General features: G+C 51.0%; 10 protein-coding genes. All 10 read right to left on the minus strand.

Going from position 1 to position 18406, the window contains the following annotated elements; all coding sequences use genetic code 11:
• Positions 1 to 111 precede the first annotated feature (111 nt).
• Complete coding sequence (locus tag IEX60_RS11485) at positions 112 to 1557, minus strand: Gfo/Idh/MocA family protein (RefSeq protein WP_188750724.1); 1446 nt, start codon at positions 1555 to 1557, stop codon at positions 112 to 114.
• A 118-nt stretch (positions 1558 to 1675) separates the two neighbouring features.
• Entirely contained in the window at positions 1676 to 2755 is a 1080-nt protein-coding gene (locus IEX60_RS11490; protein ID WP_188750726.1) for a Gfo/Idh/MocA family protein, read from the minus strand.
• Positions 2742 to 3989: a nucleoside permease gene (locus IEX60_RS11495; RefSeq protein ID WP_188750728.1), complete on the minus strand. Its 1248-nt coding sequence runs from the start codon at positions 3987 to 3989 to the stop codon at positions 2742 to 2744. Before IEX60_RS11495 ends, IEX60_RS11490 begins: the two co-directional genes overlap by 14 nt.
• A 9-nt stretch (positions 3990 to 3998) precedes the next feature.
• On the minus strand, positions 3999 to 6578 hold the full coding sequence (locus IEX60_RS11500; protein ID WP_188750730.1) for a PQQ-dependent sugar dehydrogenase: 2580 nt from the start codon (positions 6576 to 6578) through the stop codon (positions 3999 to 4001).
• A gap of 91 nt (positions 6579 to 6669) precedes the next feature.
• Complete coding sequence (locus IEX60_RS11505; protein WP_188750732.1) at positions 6670 to 8061, minus strand: SGNH/GDSL hydrolase family protein; 1392 nt, start codon at positions 8059 to 8061, stop codon at positions 6670 to 6672.
• Positions 8062 to 8076: 15 nt separating this feature from the next.
• The gene (locus tag IEX60_RS11510) at positions 8077 to 10776 is read right to left on the minus strand and encodes an alpha-L-rhamnosidase (RefSeq protein WP_188750734.1); all 2700 of its coding nucleotides are present in this window, start codon (positions 10774 to 10776) and stop codon (positions 8077 to 8079) included.
• Positions 10777 to 10789: 13 nt separating this feature from the next.
• Complete coding sequence (locus tag IEX60_RS11515) at positions 10790 to 11920, minus strand: DUF4434 domain-containing protein (RefSeq protein WP_188750736.1); 1131 nt, start codon at positions 11918 to 11920, stop codon at positions 10790 to 10792.
• 42 nt (positions 11921 to 11962) lie between these two features.
• Complete coding sequence (locus tag IEX60_RS11520; RefSeq protein ID WP_188750738.1) at positions 11963 to 13120, minus strand: DUF4434 domain-containing protein; 1158 nt, start codon at positions 13118 to 13120, stop codon at positions 11963 to 11965.
• Positions 13120 to 15294 carry a RagB/SusD family nutrient uptake outer membrane protein gene (locus IEX60_RS11525; protein ID WP_188750740.1) on the minus strand — a complete coding sequence of 725 codons (2175 nt, stop codon included), beginning with the start codon at positions 15292 to 15294 and terminating at the stop codon, positions 13120 to 13122. The genes IEX60_RS11520 and IEX60_RS11525 overlap by 1 nt, the downstream gene beginning before the upstream one ends.
• Before the next feature lie 4 nt (positions 15295 to 15298).
• Positions 15299 to 18403 (minus strand): SusC/RagA family TonB-linked outer membrane protein, encoded by a 3105-nt coding sequence (locus tag IEX60_RS11530; RefSeq protein WP_188750742.1) that lies wholly within the window; start codon positions 18401 to 18403, stop codon positions 15299 to 15301.
• Between the last annotated feature and the right edge of the window lie 3 nt (positions 18404 to 18406).

An 18406-nucleotide genomic window follows, 5' to 3' on the forward strand; every position in this document is an offset into this window, starting at 1 on the left:
GGGAATAAGAATATCCCCGGTAAACGGACCCGATAAATATAAAAAACGAAAAAAACCGTCTCGGTACTTTTGAGACGGCCTCACTTTCGGTTTATGAAATACGGAGAGAAATCAGCTCTCCTTTATTTCCCAACCTCTGCGGTATTCCCGCTTCACGAAGCGATTCACTTCATCAAAATTGGTAACTTTCATTGCATCGTTGTCCCAAAGTAGCTTCATATTCCTTGCAGGATACTTTCCATCGATCTGCAGATCTGCTCCACGGATGGCCAGGTTCGCCATCAGCAACGCCTCGGTCAGCGGACCGGAAATTTCAAAAGGAGCACTAACGGCTTTCTTTCCATAACCGGCCAAGCAAGCCTCCACCCACTGTGCATAGTGTCCTTCAGCTCCACCGGGAACACGCTCATATTTCTTGGGGACATTTAATTCCTCCATACGGGATAAAGGCAAAAGGCGGGCATTCTGTCCATACGTATCAGCCAATGCTTTCCCTTTCGTACCAACAAGCAGGATGCCGTTACCGCCGTCTCCGAATACTTCGTTGGGTCCAAGCTCGTCCGGGCGTTCCGGCTGTATGCCGCCATCCATCCAGTGTAATTTAATGGGACCTGCTGTTTTCGCCGTCTTCGGGAATGTCATGACCGCGTGACTGGAAGGCGGGCAGCTTTCGGGAAAATATCCCCGCTTAAACTCATCCACATATACAGTTCCGACACTTGCCTGCACATCTTGCAAATAGGTTAACCCCAATACGCTGAAAGGAACCTCCAGCAGGTGACATCCCATGTCGCCCAGTGCGCCGGTTCCATAGTCCCACCATCCCCGCCAATTAAACGGCACCAATTTATCCACATAATTCTGTTGGGGCGCAGTACCGAGCCACAGGTCCCAATCCAGCTCCTGGGGAACCGGGGCGGTAGCTTTAGGCCACGCGATGCCCTGCGGCCAAACCGGCCGGTCGGTCCAGCAGTAAACGGTGTGGACATCGCCAAGCAGTCCCGCTTCTACCCATTCCCGAATGTCGCGGGGTCCATCACTGGAAGCTCCCTGGTTTCCCATCTGGGTAACAACTTTATACTTTTTCGCAGCTTTCGTCAGTAGGCGTGCTTCCCACACGTCATGCGTCAATGGCTTTTGCACATATACATGTTTACCCAATTGCATGGCTGCCAGTGCTTGGATGGCATGATTATGATCCGGCGTGGAAACGGACACCGCGTCAATATGCTTGTGCTCCTTATCCAGCATCTCCCGGTAGTCTTTGTAATATTTCGCATTCGGGAACCGCTTCACGGAATTGGTCGCTCTACGGTCGTCCACATCACATAAGTAGGCAATTTGTGCCTTACCGCTTTGGTCGAACATGGCGATATCAGATTCCCCTTTACCGCCCACACCGATACCGGCTACGACCAGTTTATCACTCGGTGCAATAAATCCCTTTCCTCCTAAAACATGCCGGGGAACCACCATAAATCCGGCCGCAGATGCAGCGCCCAACCGGATAAAATCCCTGCGGGATACCGCAGAACTGTTTGTGCTTTTTTCGTTCATTGAGTATGTTGCTTTTTAGTTTCTGTATTTAATGGGTAAAGTTATATTTTCAATGCATTTATTCCCATCCTTTCACTAAAAAGTTATAAAAAGCAATCCAGATTCACAAGAATGGTAATTACAAGTAGACCGGTTTACTCGTTTTCACGGATTCGTCACAGGCCAAGGCGATCTGCAGGCTGCTGATGGCATGAGCTGTCACCTCGGTCAAATTCAAATCTTCCTGAATTGCTTTCAGAAAAAAACGCTGCTCACGGTTGCACAACTCCTGATGATCCGGCTCATCCGTCAGGTCAATCCACTCGTCTGGCCTCACAAATGCGTTATGATTATCCAGATCCGCAAGGTGCAGTCGCAGTGACTCCGTTTTCGTATGGGCAGACACATTGTCTGAGTTGCCCACTCCCCCTGCATCTTTGGCTACAATGGAAAGCGATCCCTTTGGTCCGAAAACATCTTTTACAAAGAACGCTGTTTCACTCACCATCGGGCCCCACCCCGCCTCATACCACCCTACCGAACCGTCTTCAAAACGGATCTGCAGCTGGCCGTAGTTGTAGTTATCTGCTGGGATGTCATCGGTAAGTCTTGCCCCGATGGCGTTCACCTGAACCGGCTTGCTTCCCGTCATCTGGCACATCACATCGATATAATGCACCCCGCAGTCCACGATGGGGCTGAGACTTTTCATCAGATTACGATGCACATCCCACATCCGGCCATGGCTCTGCTGATTTAGATTCATCCGCATCACCAAAGGCTTTCCCAGTTGCCCGCTCAATTCAACAAACCGTTGCCAGGAAGGATGGTACCGCAGGATATAACCTATCACCAGCTTCCTGCCCAACCGTTCGGCCGTAGCCGCAACACGCCTAGCCCCTTCCAGGGTATCGGCAAGCGGTTTCTCGGTAAAGACGTGGCAATCGTGCTCCATGGCCTGGATGGCATATTCTTCATGCGTATCCGGATACGTTGATATACAGACCGCATCCGGGCGGGTTTCTGTCAACGCCGTTGCATAATCATCAAACAAGGCATAGCCACCCCCCAGCTGTTCATTGAGTTGTTTCTTGCTGGCACCCCGGGAAACCAGTCCGCAGATTTCAAAACCATCGATTGCGTGGTAGGCCGCCGCATGAGAAGCCCCCATATTGCCACAACCTACAACCAGTACACGTACTTTTTTAGCGTGCTTCATTTGCGTTATCCTTATTATTACGTTTGTTGTTATTCACCTTTTCACGTTGCTCCTCACGGAACGTGATTAAAAACACCACCAATACTGCTGCGGCTATGCCTGCCGGGATAAGCCAAACCCCTTGCCAGTCAAACTGCACACCCCCTCCTTTTGGAAGGGCAAACCGTCCGGTGACCAGCCCCGAGACATACGACCCGATCAGCATACCCACCCCATACGTTGCGAAGGTAATTAAACCCTGTGCGGCACTACGGATACGCTCGCCCGCAGCACGGTCTACATAGATCTGCCCGGTTACAAAAAAGAAATCATAGCATACCCCGTGCAACAGGATGCCCACGTACAACATGCCCATCCGACTGTCCGCATCGCCGTAGGCAAACAGCACATAACGGATAACCCAGGCGACGATCCCTACGGCAAGCATCGCTTTGATACCAAACCGTTTAAAAGCAAGCGGTATCACCAGTAAAAACAGAAATTCCGAGAGCTGTCCCAGGGTCATCTTTCCCGCTGCATTCGTGATGCACAGGTCGTTCAGAAACGGATTGGCAAAACTGTAATAAAAAGACAGTGGAATACAGATTGCCAGCGAGGAAAGAAAAAACACCAGAAAGGAACGCTTCCTGAACAATACCAATGCCTCCTTCCCCAGCACAGAACCTAAGCTGGCACCTTCCGTGCGGTCCGGGGGCGTATCGGGAAGTGTAAAACTCACCAGGCCGAGCACTGCAGAGGACCCCGCCGCCAAGTAAAACAGTGATGCGCTGCTTTCCATGCCCAAGTAACCCAGCAGCAGTCCGGCAACGATCCAGCCTACCGTGCCAAATACCCGGATCAGGGGGAACTCCCTGCCTCCATCCCTAAGTTGCCGAAAGGTAACGGAATTCATCAGGGCCATGGTGGGCGCATATAGCAGCGTATACAGCAGCAATAGCCACCAGAACGGCCCATAATCGTCAGTACGCGCCAGCAATATCAATACGCCCGCACCCAGCAGGTGCAGCACGCCCAACACCCGCTGGGCCGCGAAATAACGGTCGGCCACCAACCCCACAAACACCGGCGATAGCGCCGCGGCAAGGGAAAAGTTGGCATAGGCCGATCCGACTTGCACAGCGCTTGCGCCGAACCGATCGAATAAATAGGTTCCCAACGTAACGTACCAGGCACCCCACGTGAAAAATTCCAAGAACATGGCCAGCGAAAGCCGGAATCGCAGCGATATCGGCATAACTCTCCCTTACCGGTTATAGAATTTCAGCCAGTCGATGCTGAACAGTGCTTTATCTCCCGCCTCACCGTTCACAAATACGAAGTAAAGGTCATGCTTTCCCTGGCTTTCGTCCACCGATCCCACCATCTCTTTCCAGCCGCTTTCCGCACCGCTGAAATTACCCGCCGGTATCTCCAAACGGGAAACCACCGGCCCACCGATGCTGTCCAGGTGCAGCTCGACGGTACCTCCGGCACCGCTGGCCTGCGCCCGGTAGCCGATATGGCGTACATGTGCCAGGTCAACCCCGCGGAATAAAATGTAACTGCCGTTGCGGATTCCGTACACATACGACATAAAGGCTGTGGTAACCGTCGCAATGCTTACATTACCCGCATCAAAATCCTCGGCCTGCACCAGCGGGTTGCGCAGCAGGATGTGGTCATGTCCGTTCAAGGGCGGGATCCCGTTGGCACCCTGATCCGTATAGCGGGCACTGAGCAGGTATACACCGTCCGTATCCCCGTCGCGATGTGCATCGAGTAGCAGGCGTCCCTCCGGCGGCAGCTTTTGCCGCTGTTGTCCCAGCGACAAGATGTAGCGCACCATTTCCCGTGCGTCTCCTTCCGCCAATTCCGGATGCGGGGACATCGCACGCTCGCCCCAGTTGCCGCTGCCTCCCTTGATGATTTTATCGATCAACAGGTTTTCAACCCCTGGTTTCCCTGCATACCGGACAGCCACTGCCTGATACGTAGGGCCTACGGATTCTTTATCAATGGAATGACAGGATTTACAGTCAAGGTCGGCAATCAGTTGCTGTCCCTTCAGGTAACGTAGGCTGTTCGGATCCTGTCCACCGCTTAGCACCAACGCGGCGTCCTTGCCATGGGGTATATAGCCGAACGCAAGAGCCACATCTCCTACAGACACGCTGTCTTCGTTATCGCTTGCTTCCACCCTATAATCCAGCGTACTGCCGTCCCAATAGAAGCTGCGGTTGGAAGTTGTACGGATATGGACTTCCGGCGGTGTATTGCCCACATAAATGCGGGTCGACGACGTTCCCTTACCGCCATGGTTATCGCTTACAGTCAGCTCCACGTCGTATATCCCCGGCTTGGTAAATGTATGGGAGGCAGTTGCACCCTCATAATTATCCCCATCAGCAAGCCAGCTGAAGGAGAGCTTATCCCCCTCGTCATGGTCCATGGATCCGCTAGCCGACAGGGATACGGTCAACGGTGCCGCGCCGTATTGCTTGTCCACGGTGATGGAAGCAACCGGCTTACGATTACCCTCGGCATATTCGATGCGTATCAACCGGGCATTGGTATTCTTGGAGAACCAGTTTGTACCGTACTCCAGTAGGTAAATCGCGCCGTCAGATGCAAATTGCATATCCACGGGCGCATCGAACTTCCAATGGTCCAGGAAAGGTTCCATCTCTTTGAAGTTCCCGGCTTCATCAAAGCTGACCGCCATGATCCATCCCCTGATCCATTCATAGATAAAAAGCTTCCCGTCGTAATAATCGGAAAGTTTATACGGTGCGTTCTTGAAATGTTTGCTGTAATAAACAGGTCCCGCCATGGCGCTGGCTCCGCCGTTGCCCACCAATGGAAAATATTTCGAATTATTCTTTCCATACCAAATCATTGCGGGCCTGGCCGGAGGCAATTCCCGCATTCCGGTGTTATTGGGCGATTCATTCAGCGGCTTCGAAGGATCCTTTCCGGGACCGAGTTCTCCCGTCGCGTAATCGTATTTCCCGAAGACCTCATTGTTACCCAGAAAGTAGGGCCAGCCGTAGTACCCCGGTTTCCGCACCTGGTTGATCTCGTCGAAGCTCATCAGCTCGCCGTCCGAGGCCTTCAGCTTGGTATCCGGACCGACATCCCCGAAATACAGGTAACCTGTTTCGGCGTCGATGCTATAGCGGTAGGGATTGCGCGCACCCATCACATAGATCTCCGGCCGTGTGCCCGCTGTGCCCTTTGGAAACAGGTTCCCTTCCGGTATGGCATATCCCCCTTCCGGCAGCGGCTTAATCCGCAGGATTTTTCCCCGCAGGTCGTTGGTATTGGCTGTAGTGGCCTGGTCGTCGGACAGTTCCCTGCCGGGGCGTTCGTCCACCGGCGTGTAACCATTTGTCTCTTCCGCGTTGGTGTTATCGCCCGTAGAGAGATAGAGGTTGCCAGCCTTGTCAAACTTGAGGTACCCCGCCGAATGGCAGCAGTAGATACGCTGTGTCGGAATTTCAAGGATGATGGTTTCTGTCGACCGCAGTAGGCTGTCGTTGCGGAATTCCATCCGCGACAGCCTGCTTACCGCCTTCTCGCCCGCCACTGCATAATAGAAATACAGCCAGTGGTTCTTCTCGTAATCCGGATCGGCAACGACTCCTAGCAACCCGTCTTCGATGCCGCTGAACACCTCGAAATTAGCCACTGCACGGAGCTCCTTCGTAGCGTCTTTGTACAGCCGCACCCCGCCCTTGCGCTCCACAAACAGCACATCGTTGCCCGGAAGGATCACCATCTCCATCGGCTCATCGAGCCCCTCTGCAAGTACCGTGCGGGTGTAATGGCTGCTGTCGGGTTTCACGGATCTGTTATCACCCGATCCATGATTACACGAGGCGAATATCCCTAAAAGCAAGCACGATGAAATAACGGCTTTTATATACCAATTCATACTAATTTCCCGATCGCCTGACACAGATGAGATGCGTCTTCGGTTTATTGATCTCGTAAATTTTCGAGATCAGTATATCCACCTGATCCTGATAGGCTTCCCTCACCTCCCGGTGCATGAGCAATGCATATTGATTCCGCCTTCCGGTCAGCCATTTATCATGGGGAATCGCCGCGTTCAATGCCTCCATAGCAACCTTGTCATCCGCATACAGCAAACCTCTCTTTTCGAAAAAATAATATTGGATCCACGTATAATCCCTTAATTCCCGTTCAATCCGCCACCTTCTCTCGTTGAGATGCATGATAGCCAGGGCCTGTTGATACTGCGGTGTCCACGGTATCTCGGCCAGATTAATCCCTTCTTCCAGCTCTTTGCGGGTCCACGAACCAATCCGTACACTGTCGATCAACACTTCGTAAATACCTTCATCCAACCCTTTCACTTTCAACGCTTCGTTATTCATCTCTTTCATGAATGGAACGATCCTCAACGCATCGGATTGCCTCGCATTGTATTCACCGTTTAGGGGTATCGTGTCAATGGGGTATGGCAATGAATTGGCAAGATATGCAAATGTCAGTTGATGTGCATCGCGCGTGATGTTCGAAATGGAGCAGTTTTGCTGAGCCGATGCCCTTGCTTTGCGGGCATCGATCTCGACCTGGGCAACCGGCTGATTGGCCAAACCCTGTGCCTTTAAAAACAGGTATGCCATGACCATGTGCCCGTCATTGTCGGGGTGTATGCGGTCGAAGCCCGACAAACTGAATGCCGGATCGATGCGCTGGAACTTTCTGTTCAAATCAGTCATGGGCTCATTGAAATCAAAGAACCCCCAACCGTTGTCCCGGGCTGACTGCCGTTGATAGTCGACAATCTTTTGCATGGCGCTGTGCTTCCCCACAAAAGGCTCTGTCTCCCTCACAGACGTCTCATCGTAGGGTGTGCTACCCAACAGCGAAACCTCAACATCCGGCAGGGCCTGCAGCCGCCGTTCCATTTGCTGATAGTTGCGATCGGATTCCGCCACTATTTTTTCTCCAAAAACACCGGGATCTTCCGTAAGGTACTCGCTATAACCCGAATCGTTCATTCCGAATATGAGGAACAGCTTGGTTGGCTTTCTGGCCAAAACGTCAGCGTCAAGCCGCTTCTCCATCTCCACAACCCGGTCTCCGCCTATGCCGCCGTTATAAATGGTTACTGCCCTATCGGGGAACCGCGTCATATAATACAACCAGATAAATGAGTGATAGCGCCCTCCGTCGGTTATGCTATTGCCCAAAAAAGCGACTCGGTCTCCATCCGAAAACGGAGAAAGCGATTGCCCCAACGCCGAAAACGCTACAAGAGAAAGAAATAGTAGTCCGATTCCTGTTCTTCTAATCATACGGTATCCAATTGATTAATGTATACGATCCGCCACAAGAAACCGATAGGAACCTGATCCTAAATGGAAATCCCCATTCCCGGTCCGGCTATCGATGCCTATAGGCATTCCGGTATTACTGTCTATGGCCGAAACAACATCTTCCAGCCGGACGGTAGCCTGGGTATTCGGGGGGATCGTAAGGTCGAATGCCACCCGGTCATTGATCCGATTCCAGGAAGACACGATCTCTCCGCCGGGTGAATCGTATATCGCCCGGAAACTGTCCATTCCTTTTACAAAATGCGGCCTGACAACAAACGTACGGAATCCCGGGTTTTGTTCATCTGCATTAATTCCTCCCAAAGCTTTATAAAACCAGGCACTGATCTCTCCGAACATCACATGGTTTCTCGACAGTGTTTCTGTCTCTATCTTCCAGGTTTCATAGAGCGTCGTCGCCCCATTTCGGATCCACCATCCCCAGGAAGGATAGGTCTGCTGGGTGGCTACTTCAAAAGCCAGATCCGCATACCCATTATCGCTCAATGCACCCAAAAGGGTCTTTGAACCAAGCAGGCCGACATCCAAATGCTTATCGTCTGCGACGACCCGCTTAGCCAGATTGTCGGCAACCTGCTGCCTGTACGCTTCCGGAACGACTCCCCAATACAACGGCCCGCTTAATTCAGCCTGGCTCCCGGTTGCATAAATCGCCTTCTCTTTATCCAGGAACTTATCGTTGATGGCTTGCTTGATTTTATGTGCCACCTGTCCGTAAGCCACCGAGTCCTGCCGATGTCCCAATAGGCCTGCAGTTTTTGATAAAATCAACGCATCCTGATAATAATACAGGGAGATCAGCAATTGCTTATCTGCAATGGTCTTATAAGGCACCCAATCTCCCAATCCCCAGTCCGTCAAGCCTTCCGGGGCGATTGAGGTGACGTAATCGACGAAGCGCTTCATGCTGGAATAATTTTGTAAAAGTGCACGCGCATCTCCGTAGTACCGATACAATGTCCAAGGAATGATGACTGTCGAACTGGTCCAATCCACACCGTTCCCCCAATCGTAACCCCACGTAGAGGTGGGGATAATTGCCGGCAAAACACCGTTTTCGAGCTGTGCATCGCGATGATCCGCCAGCCATTTTTCATAAACCGTGATGGCATCGTAGTTGAACAAGGCTGCCTCAATCGCAATGTGTGCATCGCCCGTCCAGCCGTTCTTTTCACGCTGCGGGCAATCGGTGGGATAACCGTGGAGATTTGACAGGTAAGAACGATTGGTTGCTGCCCAGATTTTGTTCACCAATTCATTGGACGACTCAATCTTTCCAACGGGACGGACATCGCTGTTGATCCGGTAAGCCGTTAGGTTGTTGGCCCGTAAATCGACAGGGCGGTCTGCAGTAACTTCGACATACTGGAACCCCTTGTAATTGAACCGCGGCATAAATTCTTCAAGCCCTTCGCCTTTCAATATGAAGATATCCGTCTGAAAAGGGTCCAATCCGTTCTTTTGGTCGCTATAGATGTCAATCGTTGATTGGTCTACATGATTATGGTGATCGATGGTTTCCCCGTGTTTAATCCGAAAGGTGGTCCCCCGCTCTCCCTGCACACTGAGCTTGGTTATGCCGGCAATATTTTCGGGCAGCTTATACAGATAAGCTGAGTCACTGATCTTCGTAATTTCAAGCTGCCCGAACTTATCGACGATCCGGATCGGTTCCAGCGCCTGGGCAATGATCCGTGGCGAGGGTGCCTCCCGGCCGATGGCCGGATGCCACCCCGCATCGTCAAATGAAGATAGGTTCCAACCCCTCTGTTCCTTTCGCGCATCGTAGTGTTCCCCCGTATAGATGCTGTTGAAAATAATCGGGCCCAAGGCCGTTTTCCAGGTAGCGTCCGAATAGATCTTTTCCGAGCTACCGTCGGCATAATCCACGTGTATTTCCATGCAGAAAGCGGGTCTGTCCCGCCAAACCGCTTTATGGAAATCCCATTCGGACCACGATTGGTGATTGTACCACCCGTTGCCCAAAATCATGCCGATGGCATTTTCTCCTTTTTGAATCACTCCGGTGACATCAAGCGTTAAATAAAGGTTCCGCTTGTCGAAACGGGTAAACATCGGATTCAGCAGTCCGTCGCCGATTTTTCGTCCGTTTACGGATAGCTCAAATAAACCTGCTGCAGCAATATAAGCCCTTGCCGACACCACTTTCTTACCCAATGAAACTACTTTCCTGAAATAGGCTGCCGGTTGAATCGCCGTGTCTCTTACATCGGTGATCCATTGTGCCCGCCAGGGTTCGTCCAGCTTGCCCGTCTCGAAATAAGCAAATGTCCGCGCGGCCGACTTTGTTCCGTTCTCATCCCATGTGGAAACCATCCAATAGTAACGCGTTCGCGGCTTCAATTTTTTCCCATTGTATGCCACCAGCGTCCTAGCTCCGGAGACCTTACCACTGTGCCACGCGTTTCCAACGCCCTTTTGCAATAAACTGACGTCGTCACTGACGATGATTTCATATGCGCCCTGCTGAAATTGAGCGTCATCCGTCGCTATTTTCCAGGCCAAACGTGGTTTCTCCGCATCAATTCCGATGGGATCGGTTAAATGTTCACAGGTCAGTGAGGTTGGGAAAAAGGATTGGCCATATGCACCGGCTGTAAGCAGCAACAAAACAATCCCCGCATAAAACGTTGTACAGCACTTATCGATCATTTTATTCTTTCAATTAGTTGCCGCCCACCGCCGTTGCATCAAAATGGTCGGGCGTATTACAGATCCACAAAAACTCAAAGCCCAATGCTTTCTGATTCATTATTTCCTGCCGCACTACGTCCTTCAGGTCTTTCTCCTCAATACCTGACGGCAGGAACCACAGTGTCCCATTTAATTTCGGGCGGGTCAGTTTGCCTGCACCGGGGTCTTCGGGTACCATCTCCAAATACGCCTGATACGCTTCGTAATTTGCCTTTCTTTTGGAAAGATCTACCTCCTGTCCGTCAATGTTCTGAATCGTCAGCGAACTGTGTTCTTCCATTGGATTCATCAACGGATAATAGCCCCAGTTCACAATACCAGTTCCATATTCGGCAGCCAATTCCAGCTTCTGCTTCAACCAGTCAATCTCGGTAAAAGCCCATGCCCGTTGGAAGTCTTTTTCCATCTGCAGGGCATGAGCCCAATCCCGAGCTACGACCTGCCCTGTTTCCACATTTAACCAAAATTCTTTCCCTGCTTTCCTGCATGCGTTGGCAAAGGCCTCAAAAAAAGGCCTCCTGTCCTCAATCGTGAAAAAAGAAAGGTGCTCGGCACCGGAGTCCTGCAGCATCAGAATGTCAATACCGGCATCTTTCATGGTGTGATACCACCATTCCTCATATTCTTTGGGTTCCAAATACTTAAAACCGCGCAGACTCTGCTTGTCCAGCAGGAAAAACGGTGAAATGGTTACCTTGGATTGGGGTGCCACCTGGTGGCACTTGTCCACGATCGATTTCCATATGGTCCGCCAATAGGCAGACTGTTCCAGGTCGTCATTTTCTATCGGGTTGATCTCATTATTCAGGTACCAGCCCCAAAATGAATCGTGATTTCCATACTTTTTATGGTATTCTTCGATGTAACGGTCGCTTTTTGCAGTAAGTTCGGCCACGGATTTCTTTCGGTAGAGATCTCCTCCCCGCAGATCGATGTCACAGATCACTTTCATATCCAACTCATCGGCAACCGAATAGATTAACTCCAAAACATCCGTTTCATTCTTGCGGGCTGTGTCTCCTTTTTCAGAACCACAGGACGGCTGCACAATCAGCAATGCGCACAACAGCCATACTCCACCGATTTTTTTTCGTAACATCATTGTAATTAATTATTAACTCGTTTATCTTAAATAGAACATGGGTTACCTTTCCGCCACTATCGCCCATTCCATATTGGCCGGTGCATTAACAATCCATAACATATCGAAGCCCAATGCCGCCTGCTCATCTATCTGCTCCCTGATGGCATTTTCCAGTGCTTCTTCTGACCATCCTTCATACATCACCGGTAACCACCATAAGGTTCCCCGCATGAGGGGCTTTGTCTGTTCGGGTGATTCGACAGGTTGATCTTTCACCTGTTCATAGTATGTTTTGTAGGAACGGTAGCTGTCGCTGCGGAGCGATGCCGGCAGCTCATTGCTCAGATAAGGCCCCGGATTTACCGTCGGCACCATAAAGGGATAGTACCCCCAGTTGACAATGTTTGTGCTGTATGCCGCAGCAAGCTCCAGTTTCTGAGCCAACCACGCTGTGGGGGTATACACCCAATTCTGGGTACCTTCGCGTTCTGCGGCTACCGCTTCCTGCCAATCGTTCGCATCCACTTCTCCGCTTTCCACATTTAGCCAAAGTTCGCTGCCCGCCTGATCACAGGCATTTTTAAATGCCTGGAAAAACGGGCGGCGATCCTCCAGTGAGAAAAAGCTCAGGTGTTCCGCTCCGGAATCCTGAAGCATTAAAATGTCGATACCGGTGTGGGCCAATGTTTTGGCCCACCACCGTTCGTAATCAAGCGGCTCTAGAAAATCGAATCCACGGTGCTTTTCCCTATCCATGATAAAGAAGGGCGAAATGGTCACCACACTTTCGGGAGCCGTTTCCTTGCAGGCATCTACGGCCGACTTCCACACGGTTCTCCAGAAACCGGATACCTCGGTTTCTTCGGGCTTTAGTGGATTCAGCTCGTTGTTTATGTACCAACCCCAGAAAGATTTGTATCCTCCGTACCGTTTATGGAATCGTGGGATATACGTCCGGTAATGAGCTGCCACTTCATCCGTGGTATACTGTGTAAACAACTCACCACCACCCATATTCAGGTCTGCCACTACACGCATGCCTTTTTCTTCAGCGATGGAATAAATCATGCGGAGTACATCGATTGTGTTGTTTTCCTCAGCGGGTTTCGGCCCTACTACATTCGGACCGGCTACCTCATTACTGCAGCACAGCGTCGTACCCAGCACAAGCAGGGGCATCAAACAAATCCCTCCGACCAGTCGGCTCATTCTTTTCATTACCAACCCGGATTTTGGTTCATACGGAAATCCGGGATAATTGACACATCGGTAATCGGTATCGGGAACACCAGGAACTTATCGTCCCAAGCATTCCGGCGTTCTGTCACGAACCGGGAGTACGTATAACTGGCCGAGCCACCTCCCTGATCTCCGCCACCTACTCGCACCAGCTCAAAATCATCAAACAAGCCTTTACCCCCTGCAGGCCACCAGGTGAAGATATCAGCAGACGTACTGTTGGGCCCCGTGGTGAACCGGACTTTTTGCTGTTTCAAACCGTCTTCGGGAAGGGCCTGCGCCAGAACTTCGTCTCCACCGTAGTTTCTTACTCCCACATAGCCGGTTTCTTCCTGCACCATCATGAGCAACGATACTTCGTAGGTGGTGCTGGGTGTAAGGCCGTTTATTGTGGCCCATACGTGTCCGCCATCCGAAATCTGAACGACGTTACTGCTGGTATGTCCGTCGATCGCAATAACTTCAGCTCCCGGATAAAACGTCCATCCGTCGGTACCCGATTCAAAACTTGCGTTGTCTATATTGATCGTGCTCGGTCCGGCATTCCCACCGGTCTTCCTGATTTCCATACCGGTAACCAGTTTGTCCGTCTCATGCAGTATCTTCCACCGTCTGACATCCCAGAACCGGTGCTCCTCCCATACCAATTCAACCCTGCGCTCCCTATGGATACGCTCACGCATCTCTTCTTTGCTCAATCCCAGGGGAAGATTTGGCATGTTCACACGATTACGTATCGTATTTATCGCTTCATACACCTCGCCCGTCGGCCCGTTGGCTTCGTTTGCGGCTTCCGCCAGATTCAGATACAGTTCGGCCAGCCGGTATTTCTTAAATCGTGCGGAAGATATCTGGTTAATCGCCAGCTTCGGATCAATGAACTTCCGCAGGTAATAACCCGTATGTGTATTGATCCGGTTGGGCGGCGACTTGATAAGCTGATCGGCTCCGCCGACAAACGTTTCTACCGTGTGTACTTTACCATTGATATTATCGTACTGTGCGCCGTTGAACCATACCGTTGCATAAAAACGGGGGTCCCTATTCACATAGGGCTGCTGCTCATCATATCCTGAATTGGGATTGATGATGGGCTGCAGGTGGTCCGCGTCACGGTAACCTGTGATGGCAGGCTCGCCCGTACTTTGCATGTCATAGCTATCCACAAGCTCCTGCGAGGGGGTAGCTCCCAACATCCACGATCCTTCTTTGCTGGGCAGGCCCGTAGTTGACAGGGGAATGTCAAAACCCTTGATCTCAAAAATCGTTTCCCGGTCACGGGGAGAGGCACTGATATCCGAAGTATTCAAAAAATAATCTCCATAATCATCCGCAAGCGCATAGCCACCCGATCCGGTCAGCGCGGCTAACCCTTCTTTGGATGCTGTTGCCGCAGCAGTCCACTTTGACACATCATTCTGTGGGTTCCACAAGGGGCTGGCATTATACAGCAGGGCTTCGGATTTCAGCATGTACGCAACTGCTTTGGTAAACCGACCACGCTCAGATTCAACGGAAATCCGCATCGGAAATGCCGTACTGGCGATTACCCTGTCGCTTTCTGCAACGATAAAATCAATACATTCCTGGAAATTGGGGCGTATCAGTGCGGTATAATCAAAAGCTGGGTCGAAAGGATTGGTCACAACCGGCATCGGACCGAATTGCTTGATCAACTCGAAATAGAAGAACGCACGCAGCAACGTTGCCTCGGCAATTAATCTTGCCTTTTTTTCGTCATTGGCAAACTGCACATCGTTGATATAATGCAAAAAGACATTGGCATCCCGGATGCCCGCCCAGAATGTTGTGTAGCGATCCTGTCCACGACCGGCACTGCCACCCTGTGCCAGGGGATTAAAACTAGGAGTCAGGCTGCCAATGTTCCATGCAGACGGCATATTGCCTGAAAAATTCCCTACCTCGGCATCTTTCGCTTCATCGGTAACGCCTGCCAGAAATGCCCACTGATTGTAGTGGTCAAAATAGGTGGGAACGGAGAGATAGACCGTATTCAGATAGGCCTCGGTTTGTATCTCATTTTTGAATATATCCTCTAATGACATCCGGCCGTCAGGCGTTATGTCCAAGGGGTCGTTCTTACATGCTGCAAGAAAAATGCAAGAAAGGACCAACAATAGCTTCTGTTTCATGATCTTAGAAAATAAAGTTAAGGCCAAAATTGTAAAGTCTCGATATGGGGTACGTGAATATGCTGGTCATTTCCGGATCGAAGTCTTTCACCGGCAACCGATCCCACGTCAACAGGTTGATCCCGTTGGCATAAATGCGCAGGCTCCGGGCACCGATCCGCTTAGACCAGTTGCTTGGGAACGTATAACCAACTTCTACGTTCTTCAGCCGTAAGTAGCTCCCATCGTTGATGAAGAACGAATTTTCCATTTCATTGGGATTTGTCTGCGTGGTCAGCCTCGGATAACGGATCGGGGCGCCGCTGGCAGCCCGTTCTTCCGTCCAGCTTTCCAAATGCCGGTCACGGAAATTAGATCCCATGGCAAAAATTCCGTAGCCGCCGTAATAGTTATGGACATGAGTTACCCCCTGCAGCAGCACGCTTACGTCAATCTGTTTGTATACGACATTGACCGCTGCTCCGAATTGATACTCCGGAATGGACGAATAGCCAATCGGCGAGATGTCTTTCTCATCTACTACCCCGTCTTGGTTCACGTCCACATACTTGAAATCTCCCGGGCGGGATTCGTGCCCCGGAACGTTCTGTTTCGGGGAATTCGCGATATCCTCTTCATCCCTGAAATAGCGGTCAACGATATAACCGAAATTCTGGCCGATCCGGTAGCCGGTTTCGCGATACTGATAAGCATAGCTGTCATCCAACATGGGCTCATCGGCAAAAACCTGCCTGTTAGTCGCGTAGTTCAGATTCAGCTTACCCAATATGGATAAATCCTGATTGATTGCTTTCCGGTAATTCAATTCGATTTCATATCCTTTGTTCTCTACCACACCGATATTCACGGGAGGCAATACCGATACGGGCAGCCCGTTCAATACGGGTATCGTTCCACGGTTCCGCAGAATGTTATCCCTTCTTTCCTTGAAAACGTCAACGGTCAGGTCAAGTGCGTTAAACACCTTGACATCCAACCCGATGTTATATTTATTGGAGACTTCCCACTGCAATGCTTCGTTTTTCAACAGGTTGGTCCACACCAATTGGCCGAGGCCCAGGCTCGACGAATAACCGCCCCCGCTTACCTGCACATCATCCAGGTAAAGGAACCGCCGTGAACCGATCCGGTCATTACCGACCCTGCCGTAAGAAGCACGTATCTTCAGATTATTCAGGAAGTCAATATCTTCCATAAACTGTTCGTTCGAAATCAGCCATGCAGCAGAAACTGCCGGGAAAAAACCAAATCGACGGCCTTTTTTGAACTGTTCCGACCCGTTATATCCCATATTGAATTCGGCAAAGTACCTCGAATCGTAACCGTAAGTAACGCGGCTAGCAATACCCCGCAGGTTATACGGAAGCTGCGCGTCAATGATGTTCTTTTGCTGCTGATACATCAAAAGCCCCGTGACCGTGTGGCGGCCAAACGAATTGGCGTAATTCAGATAACCCTGAAAATTGGATAAGGTGGTGAAATACCGTGCTCCGAAAAGATTCAGCGAAGTATTCCGGCTATCTCCCATATTCCGGAAATAGACTGTGTCCCTTCCGTCGGCTGTCGGTTCAACCACCTGCACCAACTTAAGGTATTCACGGCTTGCCATCATGTTGTTGGTTGTCTTCGAGTCAAAAGACATCCATCCCTTGGCAGAAAGTCCTTCGACTAAAAAGCCCAGGTCCTGTTCCAAACCAAAGGTTGCCATGATATTATTGCGCGTTTGCTGCACGTAACCGGACCGGTTCAATGAGCCATAAGGCGGATAGAATCCACCTTGCCACGTCACCACTTCCCCATCAGGAGTCACCGGACCGGGTATTGTCGCATTTTGGTCAACAGTCATCTGCGCCAGGATGTGCATCGCCGGAGAAACTGTCGACAAAAAGTCAAGATTATTGTAGATACCCGCTGGCATATTCTGCTTCTCCAGGTAACCACCGAGGTTCAGCATAGCCGTTAGCGACTTGGTTAATTGGATGTCAATATTGGACCGGAAATTATAGCGGTCCAGTTTGAAGGAAGGATCGTAGCTCAGGTCTTTCTCAGTGTTGAACATCCCGCCCTGTTTAAGATAACCCGCGTTCACGAAATATTTTACGCGTTGCCCGGCCCCCGAAACGTTGAGGTTATAACGCTGTTGCGTGGAATAATCACGCATCAGGATACTTTTCCAATCGGTATTCGGGAACTGCACCGGATCATCGCCCAGCCGATAATGTTCCAGGATTTCTGCCGAGTAGGCATCCCCAAGCCCGTCGTTATGTTGCATCAGGTTTCTTGTCATCGCATAATCATAGGAGCTGGCCAGCGACGGGAACCGCGGGAAATCCTGCGCACTCACTTCGGTCGTAAAGTTGATTTCCGGGATCTCCGATTTCCCGCGTTTCGTGGTTACGAGGATAACACCGTTAGCACCCCTGACCCCGAAAATAGCCGTAGAGGAGGCATCTTTAAGAATCGTGATGGATTCGATTTCATTGGGATCGATGTAGGTAAGATCCCGCTCTATACCATCTACGAGGATTATGGGACTTTGTGCATTGATTGTACCCTGCCCACGGATAAACAATTGAGTGATGTCTCTGCCCGGTTCTCCGCTGCGCTGGATTGCCGTCAGTCCCGGCAACCGTCCCGCCAGTGTCACCGCCAGGTTAGCGGCCGGGCTCTGCTTGATTTCCTTGGTGGACACCGAAGCAATGGAACCTGTCAACGTCTCTTTCTTCTGGGTACCATAGCCGACGATGACAACTTCATCCAACGACGACTCATCTCTTTGCATGACCACATCCAGCGGTGCATCGATCACTGCCCCAATCTCGACAGTGAGATAACCGACGGCCGAAAACCGGAGGATATCACCCTTTTTTGCCGCAATGGAATACGCCCCTTCCGCATTGGTCGAGGTACTTGCAGCCGCACCCACCACAGCAACCGTTACCCCCTCTATCGGCAAAGCTGACTCGTCGGTAACCTTGCCCGTAGCCCCAACTTGTGCTACATCGCTGAATGTAGCGTGCAGAACGTCCCCATAAACCATTGAACCCGTAAACAATGGCCCTAATAATACCGAAAGCAGCGCTGCTAATACGCGCTTATTGCTTATCATCGG

Origin of the sequence: Parapedobacter defluvii, from assembly GCF_014642075.1 — a bacterium.
GTDB classification, from domain to species: domain Bacteria; phylum Bacteroidota; class Bacteroidia; order Sphingobacteriales; family Sphingobacteriaceae; genus Parapedobacter; species Parapedobacter defluvii.

Bases quoted from the DNA above. Each gene is read 5' to 3' on its own strand.
- IEX60_RS11495 (WP_188750728.1), bottom strand. From the start codon at position 3,989: ATGCCGATATCGCTGCGATTCCGGCTTTCGCTGGCCATGTTCTTGGAA.
- IEX60_RS11515 (WP_188750736.1), bottom strand. From the start codon at position 11,920: ATGATGTTACGAAAAAAAATCGGTGGAGTATGGCTGTTGTGCGCATTG.
- IEX60_RS11510 (WP_188750734.1), bottom strand. From the start codon at position 10,776: ATGATCGATAAGTGCTGTACAACGTTTTATGCGGGGATTGTTTTGTTG.
- IEX60_RS11505 (WP_188750732.1), bottom strand. From the start codon at position 8,061: ATGATTAGAAGAACAGGAATCGGACTACTATTTCTTTCTCTTGTAGCG.
- IEX60_RS11530 (WP_188750742.1), bottom strand. From the start codon at position 18,403: ATGATAAGCAATAAGCGCGTATTAGCAGCGCTGCTTTCGGTATTATTA.
- IEX60_RS11525 (WP_188750740.1), bottom strand. From the start codon at position 15,294: ATGAAACAGAAGCTATTGTTGGTCCTTTCTTGCATTTTTCTTGCAGCA.
- IEX60_RS11485 (WP_188750724.1), bottom strand. From the start codon at position 1,557: ATGAACGAAAAAAGCACAAACAGTTCTGCGGTATCCCGCAGGGATTTT.
- IEX60_RS11520 (WP_188750738.1), bottom strand. From the start codon at position 13,120: ATGAAAAGAATGAGCCGACTGGTCGGAGGGATTTGTTTGATGCCCCTG.
- IEX60_RS11490 (WP_188750726.1), bottom strand. From the start codon at position 2,755: ATGAAGCACGCTAAAAAAGTACGTGTACTGGTTGTAGGTTGTGGCAAT.